The sequence below is a fragment of the Bacillus sp. 123MFChir2 genome (genome assembly GCF_000383235.1).
Lineage (GTDB): Bacteria > Bacillota > Bacilli > Bacillales > Bacillaceae_G > Bacillus_A.
In genome coordinates this window covers 65,577-91,559 of the sequence record NZ_KB910927.1, presented here as the reverse complement: position 1 = coordinate 91,559, position 25,983 = coordinate 65,577, and the positions used below count along the sequence as shown (strand labels likewise).

The 25,983-nt window shown below is 36.5% G+C and carries 23 protein-coding genes and 2 pseudogenes; 20 read left to right on the top strand and 5 right to left on the bottom strand.

The window, feature by feature from the left end; translation table 11 throughout:
- Nucleotides 1-13 precede the first annotated feature (13 nt).
- Both H280_RS0104315 and H280_RS0104310 read left to right on the top strand, forming a co-directional pair.
- Nucleotides 14-1,732 carry a methyl-accepting chemotaxis protein gene (locus H280_RS0104315; RefSeq protein WP_020059887.1) on the top strand — a complete coding sequence of 573 codons (1,719 nt, stop codon included), beginning with the start codon at nucleotides 14-16 and terminating at the stop codon, nucleotides 1,730-1,732.
- 485 nt (nucleotides 1,733-2,217) lie between these two features.
- Nucleotides 2,218-3,231, top strand: a complete 1,014-nt coding sequence (locus H280_RS0104310) for a LacI family DNA-binding transcriptional regulator (protein ID WP_020059886.1) — start codon at nucleotides 2,218-2,220, stop codon at nucleotides 3,229-3,231.
- A 39-nt stretch (nucleotides 3,232-3,270) separates the two neighbouring features.
- On the opposite strand, the gene yhfH is transcribed toward H280_RS0104310, so the two are convergent.
- On the bottom strand, nucleotides 3,271-3,399 hold the full coding sequence (yhfH, locus tag H280_RS24670; protein WP_020059885.1) for a protein YhfH: 129 nt from the start codon (nucleotides 3,397-3,399) through the stop codon (nucleotides 3,271-3,273).
- Nucleotides 3,400-3,559: 160 nt separating this feature from the next.
- Here yhfH and H280_RS0104300 point away from each other — a divergent pair, with 160 nt between their 5' ends.
- The 8 genes from H280_RS0104300 to H280_RS0104265 all read left to right on the top strand — a co-directional run bounded on the left by H280_RS0104300 (nucleotide 3,560) and on the right by H280_RS0104265 (nucleotide 11,758).
- Nucleotides 3,560-4,294, top strand: a complete 735-nt coding sequence (locus H280_RS0104300; protein ID WP_020059884.1) for an MBL fold metallo-hydrolase — start codon at nucleotides 3,560-3,562, stop codon at nucleotides 4,292-4,294.
- A 9-nt stretch (nucleotides 4,295-4,303) separates the two neighbouring features.
- Nucleotides 4,304-5,293 carry a lipoate--protein ligase gene (locus H280_RS0104295; protein ID WP_020059883.1) on the top strand — a complete coding sequence of 330 codons (990 nt, stop codon included), beginning with the start codon at nucleotides 4,304-4,306 and terminating at the stop codon, nucleotides 5,291-5,293.
- A gap of 136 nt (nucleotides 5,294-5,429) precedes the next feature.
- Complete coding sequence (locus H280_RS0104290) at nucleotides 5,430-6,962, top strand: fatty acid--CoA ligase family protein (protein WP_020059882.1); 1,533 nt, start codon at nucleotides 5,430-5,432, stop codon at nucleotides 6,960-6,962.
- A 121-nt stretch (nucleotides 6,963-7,083) separates the two neighbouring features.
- Nucleotides 7,084-7,638 (top strand): GNAT family N-acetyltransferase, encoded by a 555-nt coding sequence (locus tag H280_RS0104285; RefSeq protein ID WP_020059881.1) that lies wholly within the window; start codon nucleotides 7,084-7,086, stop codon nucleotides 7,636-7,638.
- Between the two features lie 372 nt (nucleotides 7,639-8,010).
- On the top strand, nucleotides 8,011-8,946 hold the full coding sequence (locus H280_RS0104280; RefSeq protein ID WP_020059880.1) for an ATP-grasp domain-containing protein: 936 nt from the start codon (nucleotides 8,011-8,013) through the stop codon (nucleotides 8,944-8,946).
- A 141-nt stretch (nucleotides 8,947-9,087) separates the two neighbouring features.
- Nucleotides 9,088-9,993: an AraC family transcriptional regulator gene (locus H280_RS0104275; protein ID WP_020059879.1), complete on the top strand. Its 906-nt coding sequence runs from the start codon at nucleotides 9,088-9,090 to the stop codon at nucleotides 9,991-9,993.
- Nucleotides 9,994-10,241: 248 nt separating this feature from the next.
- Nucleotides 10,242-10,601, top strand: coding sequence for a VOC family protein (locus H280_RS0104270; protein WP_020059878.1), 360 nt, complete (start codon nucleotides 10,242-10,244; stop codon nucleotides 10,599-10,601).
- Between the two features lie 137 nt (nucleotides 10,602-10,738).
- Nucleotides 10,739-11,758 carry a C45 family autoproteolytic acyltransferase/hydolase gene (locus H280_RS0104265; RefSeq protein ID WP_020059877.1) on the top strand — a complete coding sequence of 340 codons (1,020 nt, stop codon included), beginning with the start codon at nucleotides 10,739-10,741 and terminating at the stop codon, nucleotides 11,756-11,758.
- 418 nt (nucleotides 11,759-12,176) lie between these two features.
- Here the strand turns inward: H280_RS0104265 and H280_RS0104260 are convergent, their stop codons facing one another.
- Nucleotides 12,177-12,761: an SCO family protein gene (locus H280_RS0104260; protein WP_020059876.1), complete on the bottom strand. Its 585-nt coding sequence runs from the start codon at nucleotides 12,759-12,761 to the stop codon at nucleotides 12,177-12,179.
- Nucleotides 12,762-12,914: 153 nt separating this feature from the next.
- On the opposite strand from H280_RS0104260, the gene H280_RS0104255 reads away from it, so the two are divergent.
- On the top strand, nucleotides 12,915-14,171 hold the full coding sequence (locus tag H280_RS0104255) for a M48 family metallopeptidase (RefSeq protein ID WP_020059875.1): 1,257 nt from the start codon (nucleotides 12,915-12,917) through the stop codon (nucleotides 14,169-14,171).
- Between the two features lie 368 nt (nucleotides 14,172-14,539).
- Here H280_RS0104255 and H280_RS0104250 read toward each other — a convergent pair whose 3' ends face one another.
- On the bottom strand, nucleotides 14,540-14,755 hold the full coding sequence (locus H280_RS0104250) for a spore germination protein (protein ID WP_020059874.1): 216 nt from the start codon (nucleotides 14,753-14,755) through the stop codon (nucleotides 14,540-14,542).
- A 251-nt stretch (nucleotides 14,756-15,006) separates the two neighbouring features.
- Here H280_RS0104250 and H280_RS0104245 point away from each other — a divergent pair, with 251 nt between their 5' ends.
- The 4 genes from H280_RS0104245 to H280_RS22995 all read left to right on the top strand — a co-directional run bounded on the left by H280_RS0104245 (nucleotide 15,007) and on the right by H280_RS22995 (nucleotide 18,682).
- Entirely contained in the window at nucleotides 15,007-15,498 is a 492-nt protein-coding gene (locus tag H280_RS0104245; protein WP_020059873.1) for a DUF1648 domain-containing protein, read from the top strand.
- A 141-nt stretch (nucleotides 15,499-15,639) separates the two neighbouring features.
- Complete coding sequence (locus H280_RS26700; protein WP_020059872.1) at nucleotides 15,640-16,821, top strand: DUF5667 domain-containing protein; 1,182 nt, start codon at nucleotides 15,640-15,642, stop codon at nucleotides 16,819-16,821.
- Between the two features lie 87 nt (nucleotides 16,822-16,908).
- The gene (sigI, locus tag H280_RS0104235; protein ID WP_020059871.1) at nucleotides 16,909-17,631 is read left to right on the top strand and encodes an RNA polymerase sigma-I factor; all 723 of its coding nucleotides are present in this window, start codon (nucleotides 16,909-16,911) and stop codon (nucleotides 17,629-17,631) included.
- A complete protein-coding gene (locus H280_RS22995) occupies nucleotides 17,624-18,682 on the top strand; it encodes an anti-sigma factor domain-containing protein (RefSeq protein WP_020059870.1) in 1,059 nt (352 codons plus the stop codon). The genes sigI and H280_RS22995 overlap by 8 nt, the downstream gene beginning before the upstream one ends.
- Nucleotides 18,683-18,998: 316 nt before the next feature.
- Here the strand turns inward: H280_RS22995 and H280_RS24660 are convergent.
- A pseudogene (locus H280_RS24660) lies at nucleotides 18,999-19,287 on the bottom strand (hypothetical protein); the annotation flags it as partial.
- A gap of 267 nt (nucleotides 19,288-19,554) precedes the next feature.
- Between H280_RS24660 and aceB the strand changes: the two are divergent.
- The 3 genes from aceB to H280_RS0104215 all read left to right on the top strand — a co-directional run bounded on the left by aceB (nucleotide 19,555) and on the right by H280_RS0104215 (nucleotide 23,300).
- Nucleotides 19,555-21,144 carry a malate synthase A gene (gene aceB / locus H280_RS0104225; protein ID WP_020059869.1) on the top strand — a complete coding sequence of 530 codons (1,590 nt, stop codon included), beginning with the start codon at nucleotides 19,555-19,557 and terminating at the stop codon, nucleotides 21,142-21,144.
- 21 nt (nucleotides 21,145-21,165) lie between these two features.
- The gene (gene aceA / locus H280_RS0104220; protein ID WP_020059868.1) at nucleotides 21,166-22,443 is read left to right on the top strand and encodes an isocitrate lyase; all 1,278 of its coding nucleotides are present in this window, start codon (nucleotides 21,166-21,168) and stop codon (nucleotides 22,441-22,443) included.
- A gap of 278 nt (nucleotides 22,444-22,721) precedes the next feature.
- Entirely contained in the window at nucleotides 22,722-23,300 is a 579-nt protein-coding gene (locus H280_RS0104215; RefSeq protein WP_020059867.1) for a competence protein ComK, read from the top strand.
- Nucleotides 23,301-23,498: 198 nt separating this feature from the next.
- Here H280_RS0104215 and H280_RS0104205 read toward each other — a convergent pair whose 3' ends face one another.
- The gene (locus H280_RS0104205; RefSeq protein ID WP_020059865.1) at nucleotides 23,499-23,900 is read right to left on the bottom strand and encodes a hypothetical protein; all 402 of its coding nucleotides are present in this window, start codon (nucleotides 23,898-23,900) and stop codon (nucleotides 23,499-23,501) included.
- 619 nt (nucleotides 23,901-24,519) lie between these two features.
- Here H280_RS0104205 and H280_RS22990 point away from each other — a divergent pair.
- Together H280_RS22990 and H280_RS0104195 are read left to right on the top strand one after the other, a co-directional pair.
- Nucleotides 24,520-25,323 (top strand): annotated as a pseudogene (locus tag H280_RS22990) (N-acetylmuramoyl-L-alanine amidase); the annotation flags it as partial.
- Between the two features lie 318 nt (nucleotides 25,324-25,641).
- Nucleotides 25,642-25,842 (top strand): cold-shock protein, encoded by a 201-nt coding sequence (locus H280_RS0104195; RefSeq protein ID WP_020059863.1) that lies wholly within the window; start codon nucleotides 25,642-25,644, stop codon nucleotides 25,840-25,842.
- The last annotated feature ends 141 nt before the right edge of the window (nucleotides 25,843-25,983 follow it).

The following is a 25,983-nucleotide window of genomic DNA, read 5'->3' as shown; positions in this document are numbered from 1 at the left end:
GGTCGGGGTGTAAATGTTATTTATAAAAAACGGTAAAATTAGCACGAAATTAAATCTATTAATGATTACAGCTAGTATTGCATGCATTCTCTTATCAATTATAGGAGTTGTCGCATTAAAAAAGACAGGTGAGGCTTCTACAAGTATGTATGACGACAGGTTACTTCCGATTTACTGGATAGAATCTGTAGAATCTAACTTTTACTATATGAATTACAATTTTATGGAACTGATGAACACAACTGATGAAAAAAAGGATAAAGAACTAGTAGATCATATAGATAAAGTACGTAAACAAAATGATGAATTATTTAAAAAATTCGAGTCTAAAATTAGCGCCAAAGAAGAAAAACAATTATATGAGGATTTTCAAAAAGATTATCAAGAGTTAAGGAAACGATTCCGTGAAGGGCAAAATTTAGCAATGCAAAATAAAAATGAAGAGGCTTATGCTTATTATTTAAAAGAAGTTGAGCCTATTATGCAAAACTCAATTAACGGTATTAAAAAACTTATTAAGTATAATGGTGAAAATGCAGAGCAATTACAGAAAAGTAATGCTAGTAGTGCACAAACTACAATACTGATGTTTATCATTATTTCGGTGGTATCGGTTGCAGTTATTATATTTATTGGATATATCATTAAAATAGCTATTCAACGCCCAATTGCTTTATTACAGCATGATATGCAAGAAGTAGCAGACGGAAATTTAGTAGTACGTACTTCTTATCAAGCGAATGATGAATTAGGAAAAATAGTTACCTCTTTTAATCATATGTTAGACAATCTACAACAACTAATTGGGAAAATAAAGGTAACAACACAAGAAGTTACTTCCTCTACTGATAGTATGCTGCAAAATACGAAACAGGCATCTCAAATCTCTAACGAAGCAGTTCAAACGATTTATGAAGTGAACAAACAAATAGAAGGGCAAGTTACGAGTATGCAAGAAAGTTCAATAGCAATGAATGACGTAGCTAGTGGAGTTCAAACTGTAGCCGAATCGGCTTCTACTGTTGCGGAAATATCTATTGTTACGACAGAGCGTATAAACAATGGAAGTAAAGTAATCCAGCAATCTATTACACAAATGAATAGCGTCCACAAAGTTGTTGAAGAAACGTCTAAAGTGATAGAGCGTCTTGTTACGCGCACGCAAGACATAGATAAAGCTTTAAATGCCATTACGAATATTGCGGAACAAACAAACCTTCTTGCTTTAAATGCTGCAATTGAAGCCGCACGTGCAGGGGACAATGGGAAAGGGTTTGCAGTTGTTGCAGCAGAAGTAAGAGACTTAGCCGAACAATCAAAGCAATCTGCAAATGAAATTAATGACCTAATTAAATCTATCCAACAAGATACAAAAGATACCGTTCAAATTATGAAAAAAGGACAAGAAGAAGCGGCGCAAGGAAAAAATACCGCTAATGAAGCAGACCGAGCATTTTCAACAATTATGACAGATATTCATAAGATAACAAGTCAAATTCAAGAAGTATCAGCTACAACTGAAGAAATGTCTGCTGGGACGGAAGAAGTTAACGCTTCATTATCAGTAGTATCAGAAACTTCTACAGGAGTAGCGAAAGATACGAATGAGACTGTACAAGCAATTCAAACACAAGCATCATCCATTACAGAAATAACAAATCAGTCTATGCAAGTAAAGGGGAAAATCAAAGAATTAGAAAGGTTAATTTCGCAATTTAAAATTGAAGAATAAAATTTATTTGTAAATATAATAAAAAAGAAGGAGCTGCCCCATAAGTCGAATTTTTGACTATGTGACACTCCTTTTTATTTTTACATTTTGGAGGAACTTACCCTTTTGGGACAGTCCCTTTTTAGATGGATGAGATTGTCTGGCCTCGCATGGAAACGGTCTGCCACATGCCAGATTTGAAACAAAAGAAGAAAGCAAGTAGCGGTCATATGGTATTTTGCATAACGATGACTTGTGTGTTTAATATATATAGATCATATTTCTATGGATATTACGGGGAAGATGATCCATTTTATGTCTATTGAAAGATTAACTTGATGTCCCTCTATAACGCTATTTTTTCTACTGTTTACAACTATTCTTTCCTCGTTTTTAACATTTACAATATTAATATAGTATTTTCTTTACAAGGTATGTTGCAGTTTCCAATTATATACTATATAATTCTAATTAAGAAAACGTTTTCATTTAAAGGGGGAAATTTCGTGTCGACTATCGAGGACGTAGCGAAATTAGCGGGGTTATCAAGAACAACGGTTTCTCGGGTGATTAATAACCATCCGTATGTATCGGACGAAAAGAAAAAGAGAGTACAATTAGCAATGAAACATCTTGGATTTGTTCCGAATTCTGCGGCGAGAAGACTACGTAAGCAAAAGACGGAAACAATTGCAGTGTTGGTTCCACGTGTGACAAATCCTTTTTTCAGTAAATTTATTGAGGCAATTGAAATGGTAGCTTCAGATCATAAATATAAACTGATTATTTGTCAAACAAGATATTTACCAGAGAAAGAGATGGAGTATTTACAGCTATTATCTACGAAACAAGTAGATGGGATTATTTTATGTTCACTTGAAAATGCTTGGGAGGATGTTGAGCCTTATTTACAGCATGGACCGATTGTTTTATGCAATGAATATATTGAAGAAGCAAACATCCCAACTGTAAACTTTGATCATGCACAAGGAGCATACATAGCTGCGAAACATGTATTAGATCAAGGGTACCATCATCTTGTATTCTGTCGTGGCAGAGAGACAAAGGTAATTAATCAACAGAGAAAAATGGGCTTTTTGCGTGCTGTAACAGAAGCGAGTAAACAAGTGGAGTCAATTGACTTCGTTGAAAGCGCTTACTCTATTGAAGATGGGAAAAATATATTTTATGAGTTTTTGGAAGACAAAAAAAATCCTACCGCTATTTTGGCAGGGGGAGATGAGGTCGCAGCAGGAATCATCGCAGAAGCAAGCAAAAAGGGCTGGAGCATTCCTGATGATTTAGCTGTAGTTGGTTTTAATAATCAGTTCTTATCACAAATTACAGATTCAGGTATTACAACAATTGATCAGCCAATTGATGATATGGCACATAAAGTTGTGGAACTGATGATGGATAAAATTCATACGAAAAATTATCGAAATAAAGAAGTGTACGAGTTTGAACTGGAGCTCTTGGTGAAAGGTTCAACGGTGAAAAGTACAATGATGCTAGCCTAGTAGATGATATCTGCTAGGTTTTTCTATGTTTACAATCTATTATTCTTCGTGCGTACAATCTTCGCATTTATTGTGGTATGCTTCGTGCTGCTCATCAATCTCTCTCCCGCAATTGGAACAAGTTTTTGCCGGTAAATTTCTAAAAAACTCCATCGGTTGATCTATCATGTAAATCCCTCCATTTCCATTTCTTACTAACATTGTATTAGTACAAATAATTAAAGTCAACAACTGTTTTATAACAAATTTCAAAATAATGAAAATGTGTAGAAAATCCATTATAGTTAAGAATGTAAGAGAGAAAATGAAACAGAAAGGATGAACACATATGAAAATGACGGTTGTCGGCTTTTGGGGCGGTTTTCCGGAGGCGGGAGAAGCAACGTCTGGATATTTATTTGAACACGATGACTTTCGTTTACTTGTTGACTGTGGCAGCGGTGTACTAGCACAGTTGCAAACATACATAAAGCCTTCTGACATAGATGCTGTTCTATTGTCTCATTATCATCACGATCATGTTGCTGATATTGGGGTACTTCAGTATGCACGTTTAATTACAAGCATGACAAATGGTGCATTACCAGAACTGCCGATTTATGGACATACCTTCGATGCAAAAGGTTTTGCATCGTTAACACATATACCGTATACAAAAGGGGTTCCTTATAATCCGGCGGATACATTACAAATTGGTCCATTTACCATTTCCTTCTTACAAACAGTGCATCCTGCTATATGTTTTGCAATGCGTATTACAGCAGGTGGGAAAACTGTTGTATATACAGCAGATTCTAGTTACATGCCAAAGTTTGTTTCCTTTGCACAAAATGCAGATGTATTTATTTGTGAATGTAATATGTATGCGCATCAAGATGGCTCAAAAGCTGGGCATATGAATAGTACAGAAGCAGGAGAAATTGCAAAACAAGCTAATGTAGGGGAACTACTTTTAACTCATTTGCCACATACAGGGGAATTATCAGATTTAGTAACGGAAGCAAAACAAATTTTTAACGGCCGTATCGTACTTGCACATAGCGGTTACGTTTGGGAATCTTGAGGTGGAACGATGTTATTTATCGATAATAAAGGAATTACAGACCCAACGATTAACTTAGCAATTGAAGAATATTGTGTAAAAAATTTAGATATTAATGAAACGTATTTACTGTTTTACATTAATGAGCCATCTATCATTATCGGGAAGAATCAAAACACAGTGGAAGAAATTAATGCTGATTACGTACGTGAAAAGGGAATCCATGTTGTAAGACGTCTTTCTGGCGGCGGCGCTGTGTATCATGATTTAGGGAACTTAAATTTTAGCTTTATCACGAAAGATGACGGAGATAGTTTTCATAACTTTAAGAAGTTTACAGAGCCGGTGACAGTAGCACTTGGGAAATTGGGAATTAACGCTGAACTAAGCGGCCGCAATGATATTTTAGCAGAAGGAAGAAAAATTTCTGGTAACGCTCAGTTTTCTACAAAAGGACGTATGTTTAGTCACGGTACGTTATTGTTTGATTCCGAAATTGACCATGTTGTGTCGGCGTTAAATGTAAAATTGGATAAAATTCAATCAAAAGGAATTAAATCGATTCGTAGCCGCGTTGCAAATATTGCGGAATTTTTGAATGAAAAAGTTACAATTGAAGAATTTAAACAGCTCCTTTTAGAAAATATTTTTGAAGGAGAAAGTGAAATTCCAACATACGAATTAACAGAAGAAGATTGGCAAGAAATCCATAAAATCTCAGAAGAACGTTATCGAAATTGGGATTGGAACTACGGGAAATCTCCAAAATTTAACTTGCAGCATTCACATCGTTTCCCAGTTGGACAAGTAGATGTTCGGTTAGAAGTACAAAAAGGCGTAGTCTCAGAATGCAAGATTTACGGGGACTTTTTCGGCGCCCTCGATGTACGTGACATCGAAGAGCGCTTAAGTGGTAAGGTGTTTGATAAAGAAGCATTTTCGGCGGCGCTAGCTGATGTGGAAGTGCCACATTATTTTGGCAATATAACAAAAGAAGATTTCTTATCTTTATTCTTTTAACTGTATGAAAAACAACCATATCTTACGTATGGTTGTTTTTTTATATATGTTTTATGAAATGTACCTTGCACCTGTAATTTTCTTTTAATATAATGTATTTAGAATTTTTTAAATTTTTATAAAAGGTGGGGGTATTGTGAATCTCGTTCACAGATTAGCCGAAACGGTGAAAAAGAAGGGGGACAAGCCGGCTTATATTTTTCAGGATCAGTCGGTATCTTATGACCAATTTAACGAAATGGTCATAAAGTTTTCGAGTAGTTTAGCAAAAATGGGCATTGGAAAAGGGGACAATGTCGCATTAATTGTTGGAAATTCGCCGCACTTTTTGATCGGTTTATACGGAGCAATGCGTGCCGGGGCAACGGTTGTTCCAGTCAATCCGATTTATACACCGGATGAACTATATTACATTTTACAAAACGGAGACGTTAAAGCAATCATCACACTAGACATCCTTCTACCAGTTATGCAATCTCTTACATCTAGACTTCCTTCTATTGAAAACATCATTATTTGTGAAACAACAGCAGATTTAACTCATGAAGAAACCGAAAAAATGAAAACGTTTACGAGTGTAATAGTGGGCGGAGACCTTACTTTCCAAGGTCCAGATATACAAGAAGAAGACGTGGCTGTAATTTTATACACATCAGGCACGACAGGAAAGCCAAAGGGCGCGATGTTAACGCACAAAAATTTATATAGCAATGCGAGCGATGTTGCTTCGTATTTACAGTATTCAGAGCATGACCGTGTCGTTGCGGCGCTACCAATGTTTCATGTGTTTTGTTTAACGGTTGCTGTCAATGCGCCAATTGTAAACGGCGCCACGATTTTACTGTTGCCGAAGTTTAGTCCGAAAGAAGTATTTCGCATTTGCAGTACATATGAAGCTACAATATTTGCCGGTGTACCAACGATGTATAATTATTTATATTTATATGAAGAAGCAAGTGCAGAGGATGTTCATACGCTTCGTTTTTGCATTTCTGGCGGTGCGTCAATGCCCGTTGCCCTTCTTAAAAACTTTGAAAAACGATTTGGCGTTATTGTCTCAGAAGGGTATGGCTTATCAGAGGCATCACCTGTAACATGTTTTAATCCAATTGATCGTCCACGTAAAGCAGGTTCAATCGGAACGAGCGTTCAAAATGTGGAAAACAAAGTTGTAAATGAAATGGGTGAGGAAGTACCGGTTGGTGAAGTAGGAGAACTAATTGTTCGCGGTCCGAATGTTATGAAGGGCTATTACAAAGCACCAGAAGATACAGCTGCAACACTTAAGGATGGCTGGCTTTACACAGGCGACTTAGCAAAAATGGACGAAGAGGGTTATTTTTATATTGTAGACCGGAAAAAAGATATCGTTCTTGTTGGTGGTTATAACGTCTACCCGCGCGAAGTAGAAGAAGTGTTATACATGCACGAGGCAATCGCGGAAGTTGTTGTAATCGGTGTTCCAGATGAAAATTTAGGCGAAGCCGTGAAAGCATACGTCGTACCGAAAATGCCAACTGTGACAGTGGAAGAACTGATGGCGTATTGTGCGCTTCACCTGGCAAGATATAAAATACCAAGCAGCATTGAGTTTTTAGAAGAACTTCCGAAAAATACGACAGGTAAGATTTTAAGAAGAGCGTTGAAAGAGAAAGCGATGCAAGTATAAGGGGAATGAAAAAACAGCAGCTTGTTTTATTGAAGCTGCTGTTTATTATTTGTATGTATTTCTTTTTATAATAGAATTAATATATAAATGCGATAGATGCCTAGGAGGAAAGTTATTTATTATGACTAAAATCGTTGGACAAAAAGTTGTATTGAAAGAAGCAACTCACCAGGATCTTGATGAATTATATTATTGGAAGTATGAAGAAAAGGAACAAGAAGCGAAGAAATGGAATGGTCCTTATATACCTGAATCTAAATTAACAAAAGAAGAATTTCTAAAGAGTTGGGAGAAAGACTTGCAAATTATTCCTAATGTGCCTAGTACACTAGTTATCTTCGCTGGAGATCAATTAATTGGAACGGTAGGTGCTTATTGGATAGATAAAAATACGAATTGGTTAGAAACCGGTATCGTTATTTATGATAAAAATTACTGGAACGGTGGATATGGTACGGAAGCTTATAAACTTTGGATTGATTTTCTATTCAAATCTACTGATTTGCATCGATTAGGGATGTCAACTTGGTCAGGAAATATAAGAATGATGAAAGTTGCAGAAAGATTGGGGATGAAAGAAGAAGCAAGAATAAGACAAGCAAGAATGGTAGATGGTGAATATTTTGATGCAATTAAAATGGGGATGTTACGAAGAGAGTGGGAAATTATCAATTAGGGCAGGTGTACTGTTGCCCCCATGCTGAACAAAAAATAACTGGATACTCTCTTTCTCTCTTGTTTGAACTTCGCACGTGGCAGAAAAAGGCCCTGACTTCTAAGCATGGCCAAACGCTCTTGACCATCTAAAAAGAAAAGGGGTTTATGTCAGGTTTTTAATTTGGATTTATATATGTAAGTTTATTTGTCTTAATCCCATTATCTATCATGTTTATCCAAACTTCCTAGTTAGGATGGAGCAAATTCTTTCAAGTGAAGGGGTATTGCATACATATCGTCTTTTTTATTAAGTTATTGTAAAATTATTATTTTACAGATTAATAAAAAGAGTATAATGAATATAATCACATTTTAGAAAGAAGGTATTCCCTTGAAGAAGATTCACATTATTCATGAAAACACAGAATGGACAAGACATCTAACGAAAAGATTGGAAGAACTCGGTCTTCCTTATGAAGAATGGCATTTGGACAAAGGGAATGTTGATCTTTCGTCTGTACCGCCAAGCGGCGTATTTTATAACCGGATGAGCGCTTCTTCTCATACAAGAAATCACCGCTTTGCACCAGAGTTTACAGGTGCTGTCCTCGCTTGGTTAGAGAGACATAACCGAAAAGTGTTCAACGGAAGCAGAGCACTTCAGATGGAAGTAAGTAAAGTTGCACAGTATATGGCACTGCATGCACAAGGAATCCAAACACCGAAGACAATTGCCGCTGTTGGTAAGGAACATATTATCGAAGCTGCAGCGCAATTTGAAGGGCGTCCGTTCATTACGAAACATAACCGCGCTGGAAAAGGACTAGGCGTTCAACTGTTTCAATCTGTTGCTTCCCTAAAAGAATACGTAGAAAGTGCAGCATTTGAAGAGCCAGTAGATGGTATTACATTAATTCAAGAATACATTCAATCTCCTGAGCCTTACATTACGCGCTGTGAGTTTGTTGGCGGGAAATTTGTGTATGCAGTTCAAGTTGATACATCGAAAGGCTTCGAATTATGCCCAGCTGACGCTTGTCAAATTGGCGATCTGTTCTGCCCGGTTGGAGAGAAAGCGCCGGAAAAACCGAAGTTTCAAATTATTGAGGGCTTTGATGACCCGATTATTCAAAAATATGAGGAAGTTTTAGCTGCGAATGATATCGCAATCGCCGGCATTGAGTTCATTCGAAATGCAGATGGAGAAATTTTCACGTATGACATTAATACAAATACAAACTACAATGCTGATGCCGAAGCGGTTGTTGGAACATACGGTATGTTAGAAATTGCGAAGTTTCTTGGTAGTGAATTAAAGGAAATATAATAGATAGGGAGAAAGCTGCTGATGAGGCAGCTTTCTTTCATATACTTGAATTGGTAAGATGTCATAAAATAAAAGCAAAAAACGTCAAGAAGAAAACGCACGTTCCCTTTATCATAATACATATAAGGCAGGTGAACAGAGATGGGATGTTATGAAATACAAATTCAAAAAGTAATCGATTCTATTGAAGAAGATGTGATGGAAAAGCAAACGTTAGCAAGTCTTGCGCGTATTGCAGGGTTTTCTGAATATCATTTCCACCGCGTCTTTCAAACACTCGTAGGAGACTCTGTGATGGAGTATGTGCGAAAGAGAAGGCTTGCCCGGGCAGCTTATCAGCTTTCTCACACAGAGGAAAAAATTCTTGATATCGCACTAGAGCACGGCTTTCAATCTCATGAAACGTTCACACGTGCCTTTAAAAAGTTGTTTCATATGACGCCGAGTGCATATCGAAAGCAAGAGATTCGAACGCCGTTATATTCCAAGGTAAATGTGATGCAGCGCAAATTTAATCCGTATTTAGGGGGAATCAAAATGGAATTTCGCATAGAAACAAAGCAAGCTTTTCAAGTGATCGGGTATGAAATGAAGACAACGGGTAAAGACGGACAAAATCTAAAAGATATTCCAGCAATGTGGCAAAATTATTTACAAAATAATTTGTCAGAAAACATTCCAAACCGTAAGCATACGAATGAGCTCGTCGAGTTAGGGATGTGTACAGATTTTAATTTAGAAACAGGCGATATTACGTATATTATCGGGATGGAAGCAACAAGCTTTGATGGTGTATCAAGTGATATGACGTGCCGCACATTCCCTGAAGCAACATATGCTGTATTTACAACGCCAAAAGTTCCTGAGGAAGAAATGGTACCATCTATTCAGCAAACATGGAATGCAATCTTTACAGAATGGTTCCCGCATTCCGGCTATGAGCACTCTGGTGTTGTCGAGTTTGAATTATACGATGAGCGCTCTCATGCTGATAAGCACGATCTTGTACAACTTGAGATTTGGCTGCCGGTGCAGAAGAAACAATAAAGTTAAAAGAGACGGACTTCAAAGTAAGTAGTTTCACTTTATCTTCATGGCAGCAATTATAGGTAAGCGTATTTTCGCTGGAATTATACTCCTTACCAAACTTCTAAATGAAATGTATGGCTGAGTAGTTACGATAAAACAACATTTTTAATGGATATAAATATTGTTAAACTTTGCACTCTATTTGGATAATTTTTTTACAAAATTATTAGAGAACATAAATTCTTGTTGATGAGGAGGGACGGTTGATGTGGAAACAAATAGAATGTGTCGCGATTTATACAGAAGATATTGAAAAGTCAGTGGAATTTTATCAATTATTAGGTTTAACAAAAGCTTGGGAAGTATTTCAAGATGAAGAAAAACAATGGAAACTTATTGGTATGAAATTTCCTAATGGCAATTCAGAGTTAGTATTAAAGAATAACCCTAATTTGAATTTTGCTGAAACTGAGATTGTTGTTGAAGATGTTTGTGAGACTTACGAAACGTTAAAATATAATCCTGAGGTTCGATGGATTCGTACGCCATTCCTTAATTCTTTAGGTGGTCATGTGGCTGTAATGCAAGCTCCAGACGGAAATGTTTTTGTTTTAGTAGGAAAATAAAGTAGTAGAAAAGTAAGCGTCAAATATTACCCACCTCCATTTGTAAATAACCCGTGAGATAATCTTCTTACATACTACATGTGGAGGTTTTTTGGAAAAACACCTATTTTTGTATTGTGAGGGAAAGGGGAATGAGAATGTCAGATTTCACCGTATCTGTCCTTCAAATCAGAGATAACTCATTTAATATTGGGTTTAGGATAGGAAAACATATTCAGAATCAACCAATCCTAAAAAATTTAGAAATGTTAACAAAACCAGAAATAGATTATAAAAATATGAAATCAATTTATTCAACTTTTGCTCCCCATTTACTCGATGAACTACATGGTTTAGCTGAAGGGATGGAAATACCACTAAACAAAGTAGCGGCATTATTTAGTGGATATGACGTACCAAAAACCGAAGCGATGGGATGTTCAGCAATTATTACAAACGAATACTACGTAAGAAATTATGATTTTTCTCCTGCTTTGTATGATAGTTGTTTTAGCTTACTTCAACCCGAAAATGCTAATGCCTCAGCAGGCTATAATCTGCAAGCGATAGGTAGGCATGAAGGTGTGAATAGCCAAGGACTAGTTATAGGCTTACATTTTGTAAGTAATAGCGATTATTCAAAAGGTTTATCAGCTTGGACATCAATTCGAATGATACTGGACACTTGTTCAACGCTTGAAGACGCCATACAAATGCTTAAAGAAATTCCTCATTCAGCTTGTTATAATTTTTCACTAGGAGATAGGAATGGAAATATAGCAGTAGTTGAAGCAAGTCCCGAAAAAGTGAGGGTAAGAAGAGGACCATTATTATTGTCGTGTGTAAATCATTTTCAAGATCATGATTTAGCAGAGAAAAATAGACACTTTATTGAAGGTTCTATTAAACGGAATGAATATTTGCAGAAATTTAAAGATAGTCAATTAACACATAGAGAAATATTTCATAACTTTGCAAATAAAGAATCCCCAGTTTTTTTTACTGATTACGATAATTTATTCGGTACTCTTCATACTTTTTCCTATTCTTTTAAAGACTCGAGAATTCTAACTTCTATAGCACAAAGTAATCAAATTTTAGATATAAATTTTGAAGAATGGGTTAATGGAAATAATATTAATTATCATATTTTAACTGGAGTAATAGACGATAAATAATAAATATACTCTCATTCTTATTTAACTAACAAGGGCTTTGACTTATAAATAGAGTCAAAAAACGCTTAGTTTTCCAAGCGTTTTTTTGTTTGCTAATTGCACTGATATTTAATATGTTATTTAAACGATTATTTAGCTTTCCCCACATTTTCGAAACGAAAGGGCATGTACTTGTCTTTAGGTTCAGCCTTTTACTATGTACACATGTCCAACGCAGTCGAAGTGCCTTTATTCTCTGTTGAATCGCTGATATCGTATTATTGGTATAAATTTATTTTGTCTTTTAAACATACAAGTCCTTGCTATGCAGAATAAAACATGATCTGCACTTGCCCTTAAACTTCGCACGTGGCAGGAAAAGGCCCTGACCGCGTCTATGCATGGCCAGATGCTCTCACCCCCCTAAAAGAAAGGGGGTTTACATCGCATTCTTAATTTTCTCTAGTACTTCTTTACTATCAAACCCGCGCTCTCCCATACCAAATACTTCAATTAAACGATTATGTTCATCTAGTAAGTAAGAGTTAGAAGTATGAATGTAAAGGCCGCTTCCAGGGGCGCGGTAGCGGAAGTTAAAAGATTCGGCTAGTTGTTTCGTTTCTTCTACATCGCCGCGCAGCAAATGCCAACCTGTTGTTTCCTTCATATCAAACGTTTTGGAGTAATGTTCTAGAATTTCTTTCGTATCGTATTTCGGATCAATCGTAATTGTAATAAATTCGATTTTTGTTCCGAACACTTTTTGTTTCTCAAGTTCATCTCGTAAATGTTTCATTTTATATGTTGTAATCGGACAAATATCCGGACATTTTGTATACATAAATTCGACTAATTTTAATTTTTTTGGTAATTGATCAAATGATACAGATGTTCCGTCTATATCTTCCATAACAATCCCTTTTGGTATTTCCGCTGATGCTTTTCGGTAACCGGTAAAATAAAAAATTCCAACCAAGGTTGTGATAATAAGTCCGAGCGTAAAAGTAATGTACAACTTCTTCATTCCAATCCCTCCCAATTTTTATTTTATAAGAAAAATCTGAAAAATAAGGAAGAATGAGTGAATTTTACATGACATTTCATGTATTAGCTTGTTCTATTTTTTGAGGAACGAACTACAATATTAATAGACAGGCAGCGATGAGGAGGAGAAACCATGCGAAAAGTGATGAGTTGGACACTTTTTTTGTACGCTCTATTTGCATTATTTATATATTGGTACTTATTTGGATGGAATCATGAGATTATACCGGAAACGTATAAAGGAACGAGTGCAGATCCAGCAACATTTATGAATGCAAGGGAGTTGACACTAAGTCAAGATTACTCGCGGGTAAAGAATTTATTGTTTTTTTTAGCAACGCCGCTGCAATGGATTGTGTTATTATTTGTCCTCATTTTTGGTGTATCAAAGCGATTTGAAAAATGGGCGAAAGATACAACGAAATTCCGAGTATTACAAATTGCGATTTATCTATTTTATTTGTCGCTTGTGACGACGGTGCTCGCGTTGCCGCTACAATGGATTAGTCATCAAGTATCTGTTGATTACGGCATTTCTACACAATCAACGGCAAATTGGATCAAGGAGCATGTACTTGATTTTTGGGTTAATTTTTTGCTTATGTTTCTGATCGTGACTGTGCTGCTGTGGCTTATTAAAAAATATCCGAAACGCTGGTGGCTGTATGGCTGGGCTCTTTCCGTTCCGTTCACAATCTTTTTAACATTCATTCAGCCCGTAGTCATTGATCCGCTCTATAATGATTTTTCGACGCTGCATAATAAGGAGCTGGAGAAAAAGATTTTAACATTAGCGGATAAAGCGAAGATTCCGGCAGAGCATGTGTATGAAGTGGATATGTCAAAGAAAACAAATGCGTTAAATGCATATGTAACGGGAATTGGTTCAAACTCTCGCATCGTTTTATGGAATACGACGCTAGAGCAATTAAAAGATAAAGAGATATTATTTATTATGGCGCATGAAATGGGTCATTACGTGATGAAACATATATATTGGGGCGTTGGGAGTTATATTGTTTTAACTTTCGTTGGCATGTACCTCATTAGTCGCATTATGCAAGCGTGTATTCGTAAGTGGGGCGATACGCTGCATATTTCTAAAATAGCTAGTTTCTCAGTTTTACCATTATTTTTCCTTGTATCTTCGGTGCTTTCCTTTGCGGTCAGTCCTGCCACAAATTACGTATCCCGCATTGAAGAAAGAGCGGCCGATCAATACGCATTAGATATGACGAAGGATAATCAGTCGGGAGTTAAAACATTTCAATATTTATCGAAGACGAGCTTGAGTCAAGTGAACCCGCCGGCTTTGGTGAAATTGTTTATGTATACGCATCCGCCAATTTTTGAAAGAATTCTCACGTTTGAGGAATATAAGAAGAAATAGTCGTTACGATCAAGGCTGAAAATGGAAAAGAACAAGTGATTTTCTAGTATAAAGACTAGGAAGCTACTTGTTCTTTTTTGTTATAGTTTCAACCAAACATGTGGTAGGAAAAGGACCTAACCGTTTCTATATAAATCCAAGTTGACTTGTTAACATCTAAGTCGCTGCTATGCAAAGCAAAACATGGCCGCTACTTGCTGTCTATCTTTGTTTTAAACTTTGCACGTGGCAGGAAAAGGAACTGACCGCCTCTATGCATGGCCAGTTGCTCTCGCCCACCGAAAAAGAAAAGGATTTTTATGTTAGTTTTTCAATTTGTATCTATATATACACGGCCAGACGTCCTCATCCATCTAAAAATAAGGTTTTTATAGTGTGAATTTTATATCTTGATCAGATTGATCATTATCAAATACATTAGCAGTACTAACCCCATTAAAGATTTTCAGTGCTCTTGCTGCATTTGATGATCCAGAACCATGATATTCTTTATTATGGAATTGAGGATTTACATTGTATTTGTCTCCCAAATTTACATTTCCATTACATTTTGAAATGACAATACTGTCAACAATTGCAGGCATGCTCTTCACCTCTTTTTATTTTTAGTGTATGTTGCTTATTTTGGAAAAAAAGATTGTTTCTAAAAATTATGTTGTTACATCTTCGGAATGGATTGTAAAATTATGTTAAGGTGTACGTGTGAATTGGCTGGTAAATTTAGTCGCTGTCGGTATTGATTTGTATACTGCTATGACACATTTTCTTCTCAATACCTGATCTACTAAACTGTTTTTTTAGCTATGAAAAATAATATGAAAGCAGGGGGATGGAGATGAAAAAGGTTGCGCCAAGAACAATTCTTGAAAGGTGGTTGGACGGTTTGTCGCTTATAGGGCTTGTTGTGATGCTTATATATATTGGTTTCATATGGTCGTCTTTACCGTCTAGGATTCCAACTCATTTTGGATGGAGTGGAGAAGCGGATGGATTTGGCGGGAAAGGGAATATTTTTATTCATCCGATTGTTGGGTTAGGACTCTATATATTATTTCACGTCTTAAGTCGTTTTCCTCACTTGTTTAACTATCCTCCACATGTTACAGAAGCGCAAAAACAACAATTATATATACATTCCCGCACATTATTAGGGTGGTTACAATTTGAGATTATTACATTTGGTGTATATAGTACGTGGGAAAATGCACAAATTGCAATGCAAAAAGAAGTCGGATTTTCTACAATTTCACTCATCGTATTTCTCGTTATCGTATTTAGTACAATGATATTTTATATAGTTAGAAGTTTACGGATGGTAGAAAAATAGAAAAGCAATTTTCATATGTATTGAAAAAGGTGACAGAAAGTCAGCTTTTTATTTTTTTATGAAAAAATTGTTTCAACCCCCTTAAAACTTATTTTCTCTCCGAATATGTATAGCAAAGAAAGCAAATGGAGGAAAGATGAGATGAAGAAGATATTATTAAAAGGAACTATGATAACGCTGATGGCATGCAGTCCATTTTTAATGGGAACGGCGGCGTATGCTAGCAGCAACACAGATGCAGCAAAAACAACAGAGACAGAAAAGCCGACTTTAGTGCAAGGAGATTTCTTTTACTTTGTAAAAACGATGGTGGAAGATATTAAAATGGCGATTGCAAACAATGATTTAGACAAGGCAAAGCTACTATCTGAACAAGCGGCAGAACGCATTGCTGAGGCGGATGTGTTAATGAAAAAGGGGAAAGATGATTTCACACAAAATACATTAGAAAAAGCAGCCGAAAACTTAGAAAAAGCTGATGAGCTTTCAGGGGAAACGAAAACAGAAGTAGAAAAAACTGTTGAGGTAAAGAAAGAAGAAACAGAAAAACAAGCTGAAGACACGAAAACAGAAGTAGAAAAAACTGCTGAGGTAAAGAAAGAAGAAACAGAAAAACAAGCTGAAGACACGAAAACAGAAGTAGAAAAAACTGCTGAGGTAAAGAAAGAAGAAACAGAAAAACAAGCTGAAGACACGAAAACAGAAGTAGAAAAGACTACTGACGCAAAAAAGAAAGAAACAAAAAAGCCAGCTGACAAAGAAAAAACAGAAGCGGAAAAAGTAAAAGTACATATTGGACACAATATTGAAGCATTAGCAAAAGCTCTTGATAAAGTGAAAAATCCGAAGGCGAAAGCTGCAATTTCCAAAAATATAGAGAAGAGTTTTGCAAGAATTGCTGTTAAAATAGAAAAAGTACAAGAAAAGCAAAAGCATGTTGTTGCACAGGAAAATAAGCCAGTAGATCAAAATATAGAAGAAACTTCTGAAAAAATGGAAGACACAAATAAAGTCGTACAACCATCACAAGTAGAGCAATCTGAACACCCAGCAGAACCGGCACACCCAGCAGAGCCAGCACAACCAGCAGAGCCAGCACAACCAGCAGGGCCAGCACACCCAGCAGAGCCGGCGCAACCAGTAGGGCCAGCACACCCAGCAGAGCCAGCGCAACCAGCAGGGCCAGTACATAAAGCTGCTGTTTCTCATGAGAAGTCCAAACAAAAGGAAAATCATGAAGAGAACGGTAAAAAAGTCGGTCAAGAAAAGCGTGAAGAAAAACATGAGGGAAAAAATAGAGAGAAACATGAAGAAAAGCACTAAGAAAAGTCTGGAAATACTGTAGTGAAATGGTCACTTCTTTAGTGACCGTTTTACTATTTTTAGCAGAGGGGAGGAGAGGGACTACCTGTGTTAAGTTTATTGATGAAAGTTGTAAAAAAATCGACAATAGAAGACGTAGTATTTAAGATACAAAAAAATGAAGAAGATAAGGAAGCTTTTATTGCCCAATATCGACCTTTTATTCGAAAATCGATTTCGGCTGTCTGTCGTCGTTATATTACGGAGCAGGACGATGAATATAGCATTGGACTGTTTGCGTTTCATCAAGCCATTGAACAATATTCATATAAAAAAGGGAAATCTTTTCTTTCATTTGCTGAACTTCTTATAAAAAGAGATGTAATTGACTACATACGTAAGGAGTCTAGGCATAACCTCGTCTTTTTAAAAGAAGACCAGCAAGAGGACACAATAGAAATGCAAGCGGCCCTTACTGAATATATGAAAGAGATGGAAAGTAGTAACCGGAAGGAAGAAATTCTTCATTTTCAAGGCGTGCTATCTGAATTTAAAATATCGTTTGCTGAGCTTGCTAAAGAGTCTCCGAAGCATCGTGATACGCGGGAGCATTTAATAGGAATTGCAATGATTATTACAAAAGAAGAGAAAATGATAGAAGAGCTGTTCCGAAAGAAAAAGTTACCTCTCAAACAAATTGAACCACATGTTAGAACAAGCCGTAAAACGCTGGAGCGGCATAGGAAATATATCATTGCAATGTGCATTATTTTTGTAAACAACTACGTATACATTCAAGAATATATAAGAGGTGGGCAGGGGAATGAATAAAGGGATTGTGATGGAGATAAAAAAACGAAGCATAGTTGTGTTGACACCGGACGGAGAATTTATTAATTGTAAGAAAAAGTCGAACTCTTACGTGATTGGACAGGAAATCGTATTTCATGAACAAGAAAAGAGACAAGTGTCTTTTTCAGTTCCTTCTATATTAAAACCGGCATCATTAATTTTTACTTGTTTTCTATGTGTCTTTTTGTTTTTATTCAATCAGCCTGAAGAAAAAGCACTTGCCTATGTGTCTATCGATATTAACCCAAGCATAGAAGCGAGTGTGACAAAGGATCTTCGGGTTACAGAATTACGAGCTTGTAATGAGGATGGTAAGCGGATTTTAAAAGAATTAAAACGGTGGAAAAATGAGCATTTGCAAGACGTAGTGCGTGGAATTGTAAAACAAAGTAAAGAGGATGGATACTTAACGAGTGACAAGCAAGTTATGCTAACATCTGTTGCAAAAGAAAAATCATTGGAACCAGAGCTGCAAAAGACTATTCAAGAATTAAAAAGCGAGTATGATGAAAAACATGTTACAGTCATATTTCAGGAAAGTACGATGCAGATGAGGGAGGATGCCCAAAAAGCAGGAATCAGCACAGGGATTTATCTGAAACAAGAAAATCAGAAGAAGAAATCATCTGTTTCCCCTGCACCGCCGCAAGTACAAGAGGAACAACCTCCTGAAGTAGATTTGCAGCCGGATTCATCGTCTCCTTCAGATTCACCATTGAATTCCTCGTCTTCTGAGCAACAAGAAAGAACTGAGCAGAAAGAAGAAAACGAACAACAGCAACCAGCTCATGTACAGCAGCCGTCAGAGAAAAGAAATAACGGCCATAGAGAAGAAAGCAACGATAAAGAACAGAAAAAAGAATATCACGAACAGAAAAAAGAAGAACAAGAGCAACGAAAAGAACAAAAAAAAGAATATCACGAACAAAAAAAAGAACAGAAAGAGTATGAAAAAGAGCAACGAAAAGAAAATAAGCACGGAAATTCTTCAAAGCATGAAGAAAAAGAAAATGGAAAACATAATCGGTAAAAAGGTATGGTTATATACGAAGTAGTTTCGTTATTTCGGAGAAAAACTAAAAACCATTCTTTTTCGGTGGGCGAGAGTATCTGGCCATGCATAGAAGCGGTTAGTGCCTTTTCCTGCCACATGCAAGGTAAAACAAAGGGAGAAAGCAAGTAGCGGCCATGTTTTGTTCTGCATAGCAGCGACTTATATGTTAAAAAGTCAACTTGTATTTATATATGTCGGAAACTCAAAATGGATTCATAAATAAACGCTCAGAAATCTATCATTCTGAGCGTTTATTTATTCCTTCGCTTATTCAGTTAAAGCACTAGTTAGTTTAGTAAACTATTTTCATTTTAGGTAATATTGTTTTTAACGTATTTCCGAAAGAAGTCCCCATCTTCAAGCGCGTGACGGGCAAGTGGTGGGTAGTTGACCTCCATAAAGTCATTTATCACTAAATAAGCCTGAGCAAGTTCCTCTTCTTGTGCAAAATCAAAATTACATCCAATTGCAATTAAACCATTATCTTTAGCTGCGTTTATATCGGCTAGACGGTCTCCGACTACCGCCGCTTTTTTTATATTATATTTATCTATAATTTTTTTAACTAAATCTCCTTTCTCTCCCCTTTTAGCGTTGCTGAATAACGTAACTTATCCCTATTCAACGAATCCTGTTTATATATTAACATAAATTTACAGTAATAATGATTATTGTCACGCTGTTATTCGATACGTCCTTTACAAGGGATGTGAAAAGTACATATAAACCAATTTTGAGATATTGTTAAAAAATTCTAAAAAATCCTTCCCTTTTAATTTTTATGTTATATAATATAAACATATAAACTGAAACTGTTATAAAACAGTTTGTGAAAAGGAGAGGCTAATATGTCGACGCAAACTTCGCGGGTTACACTCGTTGGAGAAGTATTACCGGCGTATTTGGAGATTTTGACACCAGAAGCACTCACATTTATAAAAGAGTTGCATGAGAATTTTAACGGACGCCGCAAGGAATTACTACAGAGACGAGTAGAAAAGCAAAAAAGAATTGATGCAGGAGAGTTATTACACTTTTTAGAGGAAACTGCAAATGTTCGGGCGGATGATTGGACGATTGCACCGCTTCCGAATGATTTACAAGATCGGCGCGTAGAAATTACAGGACCGGTTGATCGTAAGATGGTTATTAATGCCCTCAATTCAGGAGCGCGTGTTTTTATGGCGGACTTTGAAGATTCGAATGCGCCAACATGGCAAAATGCAATGGAAGGACAAATAAATTTACGAGATGCAGTTAAGGGAACGATTTCATATACAAATGAAAATGGTAAAAAATATCGTCTCAATGAACAAACAGCTGTATTAATGGTGCGGCCTCGCGGATGGCATTTACAAGAAAAGCATGTGTTAGTAGATGGTGAAGAAGTATCAGGTAGTTTATTAGATTTTGGATTGTTCTTTTTTCATAATGCAAAGGCGTTAATGAAAAAAGGGAGCGGCCCATACTTTTACTTACCGAAAATGGAAAGTTACTTAGAGGCAAGATTATGGAATGATGTGTTCGTATTTGCGCAAAAATACATGGGCATTCCGCATGGAACAATTAAAGCAACGGCACTGCTCGAAACGATTCATGCTTCATTCGAGATGGATGAGATGTTATATGAGCTTCGTGATCATTCAGCAGGGTTAAACTGTGGACGTTGGGATTATATTTTTAGTTTCTTAAAAACGTTTCGCAATCATGAACAGTTTTTACTTCCGGACAGAGCGCAGGTGACGATGAGTGTACCGTTTATGCGCGCGTATTGTTTACGCGTCATTCAAACGTGTCATCGCCGGGGTGCACCAGCAATTGGGGGGATGGCAGCGCAAATTCCAATTAAGAACAACCCGGAAGCAAATGAAGCAGCATTTGAGAAAGTACGCGCTGATAAAGAGCGGGAGGCTTGTGAGGGGCATGATGGGACTTGGGTTGCCCATCCGGGACTTGTCTCTGTAGCGATGGAAGTATTTGATCGCATTATGAAAACGCCAAATCAAATCTATCGAAAACGGGAAGAGATTCAAATAGTAGAGCAAAATTTATTAGAAGTTCCAGTGGGAACGATTACAGAAACAGGTCTTCGTACAAACATTAGTGTTGGTATTCAATATATTGCATCGTGGTTAAGTGGCAAGGGAGCTGCACCTATTTATCATTTAATGGAAGATGCGGCAACTGCAGAAATTTCAAGGGCGCAAGTGTGGCAATGGATTCGTCACAAGGAAGGAAAGCTCGAGGATGGAAGAAAGATTACATTTGCATTAGTAGAACAGTTTAAAACAGAAGAGTTAGAAAAAATAGAGCAAGAGATTGGTAGTGATCGATTTAAAAAAGGACGATTTGTCGAAGCTACGAAACTATTTACGAATCTTGTTCGAAATGATGAATTTGTATCATTTTTAACGTTACCGGGGTATGAGATTTTATAAAGGGAAAAGGGGATGGAAACAATGGGAAATGAAAGAGCCGGGAAATTACAAGAGAGCTGGGAGCTTGATAAACGTTGGCAAGGAGTTATACGTCCGTATTCTGCAGAGGAGGTCATTCGTCTTCGCGGATCGATTGATATTGAATATACGTTAGCACGCCGCGGTGCAGAAAAACTTTGGAATTCTCTTCATAGTGAAGATTACATTCATGCGTTAGGGGCATTAACTGGGAATCAAGCAATGCAGCAAGTAAAGGCGGGGTTAAAGGCAATTTATTTAAGCGGCTGGCAAGTAGCGGCAGATGCAAATTTATCAGGTCATATGTATCCAGACCAAAGTTTGTACCCGGCAAATAGTGTGCCGGCGGTTGTAAAACGCATTAATCAAACGCTGCAGCGTGCGGATCAAATTCAGCATATGGAAGGAAGCGGTGATATTGATTACTTCGTACCGATTGTTGCTGATGCAGAGGCAGGATTTGGCGGACAACTAAATGTATTTGAACTGATGAAAGGAATGATCGAGGCAGGAGCGTCTGGTGTTCACTTTGAAGATCAACTTTCTTCTGAAAAGAAATGTGGTCATTTAGGAGGAAAAGTATTACTCCCAACACAAACGGCAGTGCGTAATTTAATATCAGCGCGTCTTGCGGCAGATGTAATGGGAGTGCCAACGCTCATTATTGCTAGAACAGATGCTGACGCAGCGGATTTAATTACGAGTGATATCGACCCTGTTGATCAATCATTTATTACAGGAGAAAGAACACCAGAAGGGTTCTTTCGGACGAAAGCTGGACTGGATCAAGCAATCGCGCGTGGCTTAGCATACGCGCCGTATGCCGATCTTGTCTGGTGTGAAACATCAGAACCGAATTTAGAAGATGCAAAACGTTTTGCAGAAGCAATTCATAAAAAATTCCCTGGAAAACTATTAGCTTATAACTGTTCACCGTCCTTTAACTGGAAGAAAAAATTAGACGATAAAACAATTGCAAACTTCCAAAAGGAAATTGCATCTTACGGTTATAAATTTCAATTCGTAACGCTTGCTGGCTTCCATGCTTTAAATTATGGCATGTTTGAGCTAGCGCGCGGTTATAAAGAACGAGGTATGGCAGCATATTCAGAGTTGCAGCAAGCAGAATTTGCCGCAGAACAGTACGGTTACTCAGCAACGCGTCATCAGCGAGAAGTTGGTACAGGATATTTTGATGAAGTAGCACAAGTTATTACCGGTGGAACTTCGTCAACGACAGCATTGAAAGGATCAACAGAGGCAGAGCAGTTTACGCGATAATAAGAGGGGGAGTCAGCTTTCGAGCTGGCTCCCTCTTTTATTACAAATATTTCAAAATGAAAAATATGAAATTAACTATTAGATTATTTTATTTTCTATAGGAAGAGTATGTAGTTTAAGTCTGTTAGTTATACAGACGTATAAAAGGAATTTTTAATTTATTAATAAGGAATTGTAAAAATATTGAAAATGTCGGCTATTTTTCATATAAAATGCTACAATTATCCATGTAGATAATTGCATAAAATTATCCAAAATTGCCAAAGGAGAGGAAAAATATGACTATTAAAGTCGAAAAGTACTCACCGCAGTACATTGTGAATTCAAACACGATTGCATTGCTTCCAATTGTTTTAAATGACAAACGAATTGTAACGCGTGTGATTGAAGAAAATGATGAATTTTTTGTGTATCAAAAGCCACTTGAGATCGTGGAACAAAGTTGTCGTCAATATGGCGCTAGCTTTGGTGGTCGGAAAGATGGTACGAAGGAATACACAGGCTTTACTCATAAAGCACCGATTGCAATTAGTCCTACAGATTATATTTACTTTTTCCCCACATTTTCTTACTCTCGCAAAGAGTGTGCTTGGTTATCGCACTTTCATATTGATAATGTAACAAAACTTCCACATGGAAATATTTTTATTGAATTCATAAATGGTCAGACAATTAAGCTAGAAGTATCTAAAAACAGTTTTGAAAATCAGAGAAACCGAACTGCTCAGCTTCGGGCCGAATTTGAAGATAGAAAAAGAAAACAAGCGGCGACAAAATTTTTACTAGTGAATCAAAATGAGGTGTTAGAGCTAAAGCCAGCATATGAAAAAATGTATCTTTTTAAAAAGGAAGATTGATAATATGGAATAAGAAGAAGGAACTATCCTTCTTCTTATTCATACATAGGAAACATAATCTAGCATTGTACCCGCCTACTCTTTTTGTTTTAAACCTTGCATATGTGGTAGAAAAAGGCCCTGGTCGCTTCTACGCATGGCCAGCGCTCTCGCCTACTTTAAAAAGAGACGATGTTAATATAGTAGTGAAAAACTCCATTAATATTTAGCATATGGAGTAATATTTATAGGATCAGAAATAGATACTGTACCAGTCGTCCGGTTAATCATTTTCACTCTGTAATTTTGCGGCATTGATAATGATGGTTTTGAAATTCCTAATGACATAGAACAGCCTACAAAATATTGTGGATTTCTTGTACGTGGATAAACAACATTTTCCCATGTTCCGTCAGGTTGTTGCACTTGCCAAACTACTTTACCAGAGCTAAAACTTGCATTAACAGGAAGTTTTAGAGAAATAGAATTTATATTCACATTTTGATAAACTGTTGGAGTTTTGTGAACATAATTTTCTGTTTCAGCGGCAAGCGTAATCGTTGAGCCTATACCGATTGCTAAGCTTAATGATAAAACTGTTGATGTAATGAATTTCTTCATAATAACACCTCTTATTTTATATATTATGTTTTACTGATTTTAGTATATCATATTTATAAAGAATACTAATTCGTCTTTTTTTATTTATTAGTAGAACTTTTTCTCTGTTTTAAACAGTAATTATGTGAGATAATTTAAATACATATAAATCCATTTTAAATTTTCGACATATCAATCGCTATTAGACTTGCTTTCATTTTTTTCTTTGTTTTCAGTCTTTATCCGCTAGGAAATATTATGGGTAGCTGGATGTCTCGTCTATCTGAAAGACTGTTTTTTTATGTCATTTTTTAATTTGTATTTATATAGTTGAGTCCCCAAAATATGTCTATTATTATATAGAACACTTTTCTACTATTTCTCAATTCTCTTAATAAAGTTTAAGTTTAACCGGGGCTTTTTATATGAATTCGTTTGAAATTTTCGACATATAGATTGCGGTTATGCAGAACAAAAGGGGCCTGCACTTGCTTTCTCCCTTTGTTTTACCTTGCATGTGGCATGGCCAGATGTTCTCGCCCACCGAAAAAGAATGGTTTTATGTCGTTTTTTTAATTCGGATTTATATAGTTGTTTTTTCTACATAAATCAAACAAGATTTTTTTGAAGGTGATGAAAAATGAAACCTATTAAACTACTATTCTCTGTAACGGTAGCGTCTATTACGTTATTAACCTCGGTTAATAGTGCATTTGCTGATAGTACACTTATGATTCCCAATTTACCTAAGGAACCATATCGCAATGGTATAGGCAAGTATGAAGGGGTTGTAGCGCATTCAACTGCTACTCCTGAGGTACCGGCAATTAACATTCAACGTTTTCAGTCTCGTACATGGTCATCTGCTTTTGTTCATTATGTTGTCGATTGGGATGAAACGATTCAGATTGCGAATACGAAATATCGTGCATGGGGGGCAGGACCAACTGCGAATGAGAGATTTGTTCAAGTTGAATTAAGTGAGACGAAAAATCCAGTAAAGTTTAAAAAGTCGTATGAACGGTATGTAAAACTGCTAGCGGAGATTTTACGTAACCGTAATATTCATCCATCTAAAGGGTTATGGACTCATAAAGACGTTACGTATAAGTTCGGTGGTACTGATCACGAAGATCCATTAGCTTACTTAGCTAGTCATGGCATATCGGAAGCACAATTTCGTGCGGATGTGCTAAAAGCATATAATGGAAATGCTATTTCAAGCGGGGAAAAAGTGCAGCAATCGAATAAGGAACAAGCTACGGTATATATTAATAGAAATAATGTAAATCTACGTTCTGGCCCATCAACGAGTAATCGTATTATTCGTAAAGTGCAAAAGGGAGAAGTGTACAAAGTGTGGGAGCAATCAGGAAACTGGTTAAATGTAGGTGGAAATCAGTGGATTTACAATGATGCATCGTACATTCGTTACACGAAAAAATAATTATTCTTTCGCTTGTAAACAAGTAAACGTATTTGAACTCTTTTTTCATTATATAATTTGTAAAAACAAAAGAATCGGCGCTCAATAAGCAACGGTTCTTTTGTTTTTACAAATTATGTTGTACATTCCCTTTGCAATATGGTATAGTCAATGTATAGTTGAATACCTTAAATCAAGCAATCCATATGTTATCAAGTGCCGTGAAACTAGCGAGAAAAATTATGTATGTGTTCTGTTTCGCATTTGATAATGTGTGGATTCTTTTTTTATGTTGTGAAAACTAAAAAATATGTTTATTTTCAGGAGGAAGTTATTATGAAAACAGGTCAAGTAAAATGGTTTAACAATGAAAAAGGTTTCGGTTTCATCGAAGTTCCAGGCGAAAACGATGTATTCGTACATTTCTCTGCTATTACAACTGAAGGTTTCAAATCTTTAGAAGAAGGCGAAAAAGTTAGCTTTGAAGTAGAAGATGGTAACCGTGGACCTCAAGCTAAAAACGTTGTAAAACTATAATCTTATAGAGCATAGTTTGAAAAAGGGTGGCATTTGCCATCCTTTTTTTGTTATTTATAAAAGGATTTTTTCTAGGAAATATGGAAATTAAATATATATTTATTTGTCAGATAGGTCAGTTCCCCTTATTGCAGAGTAATG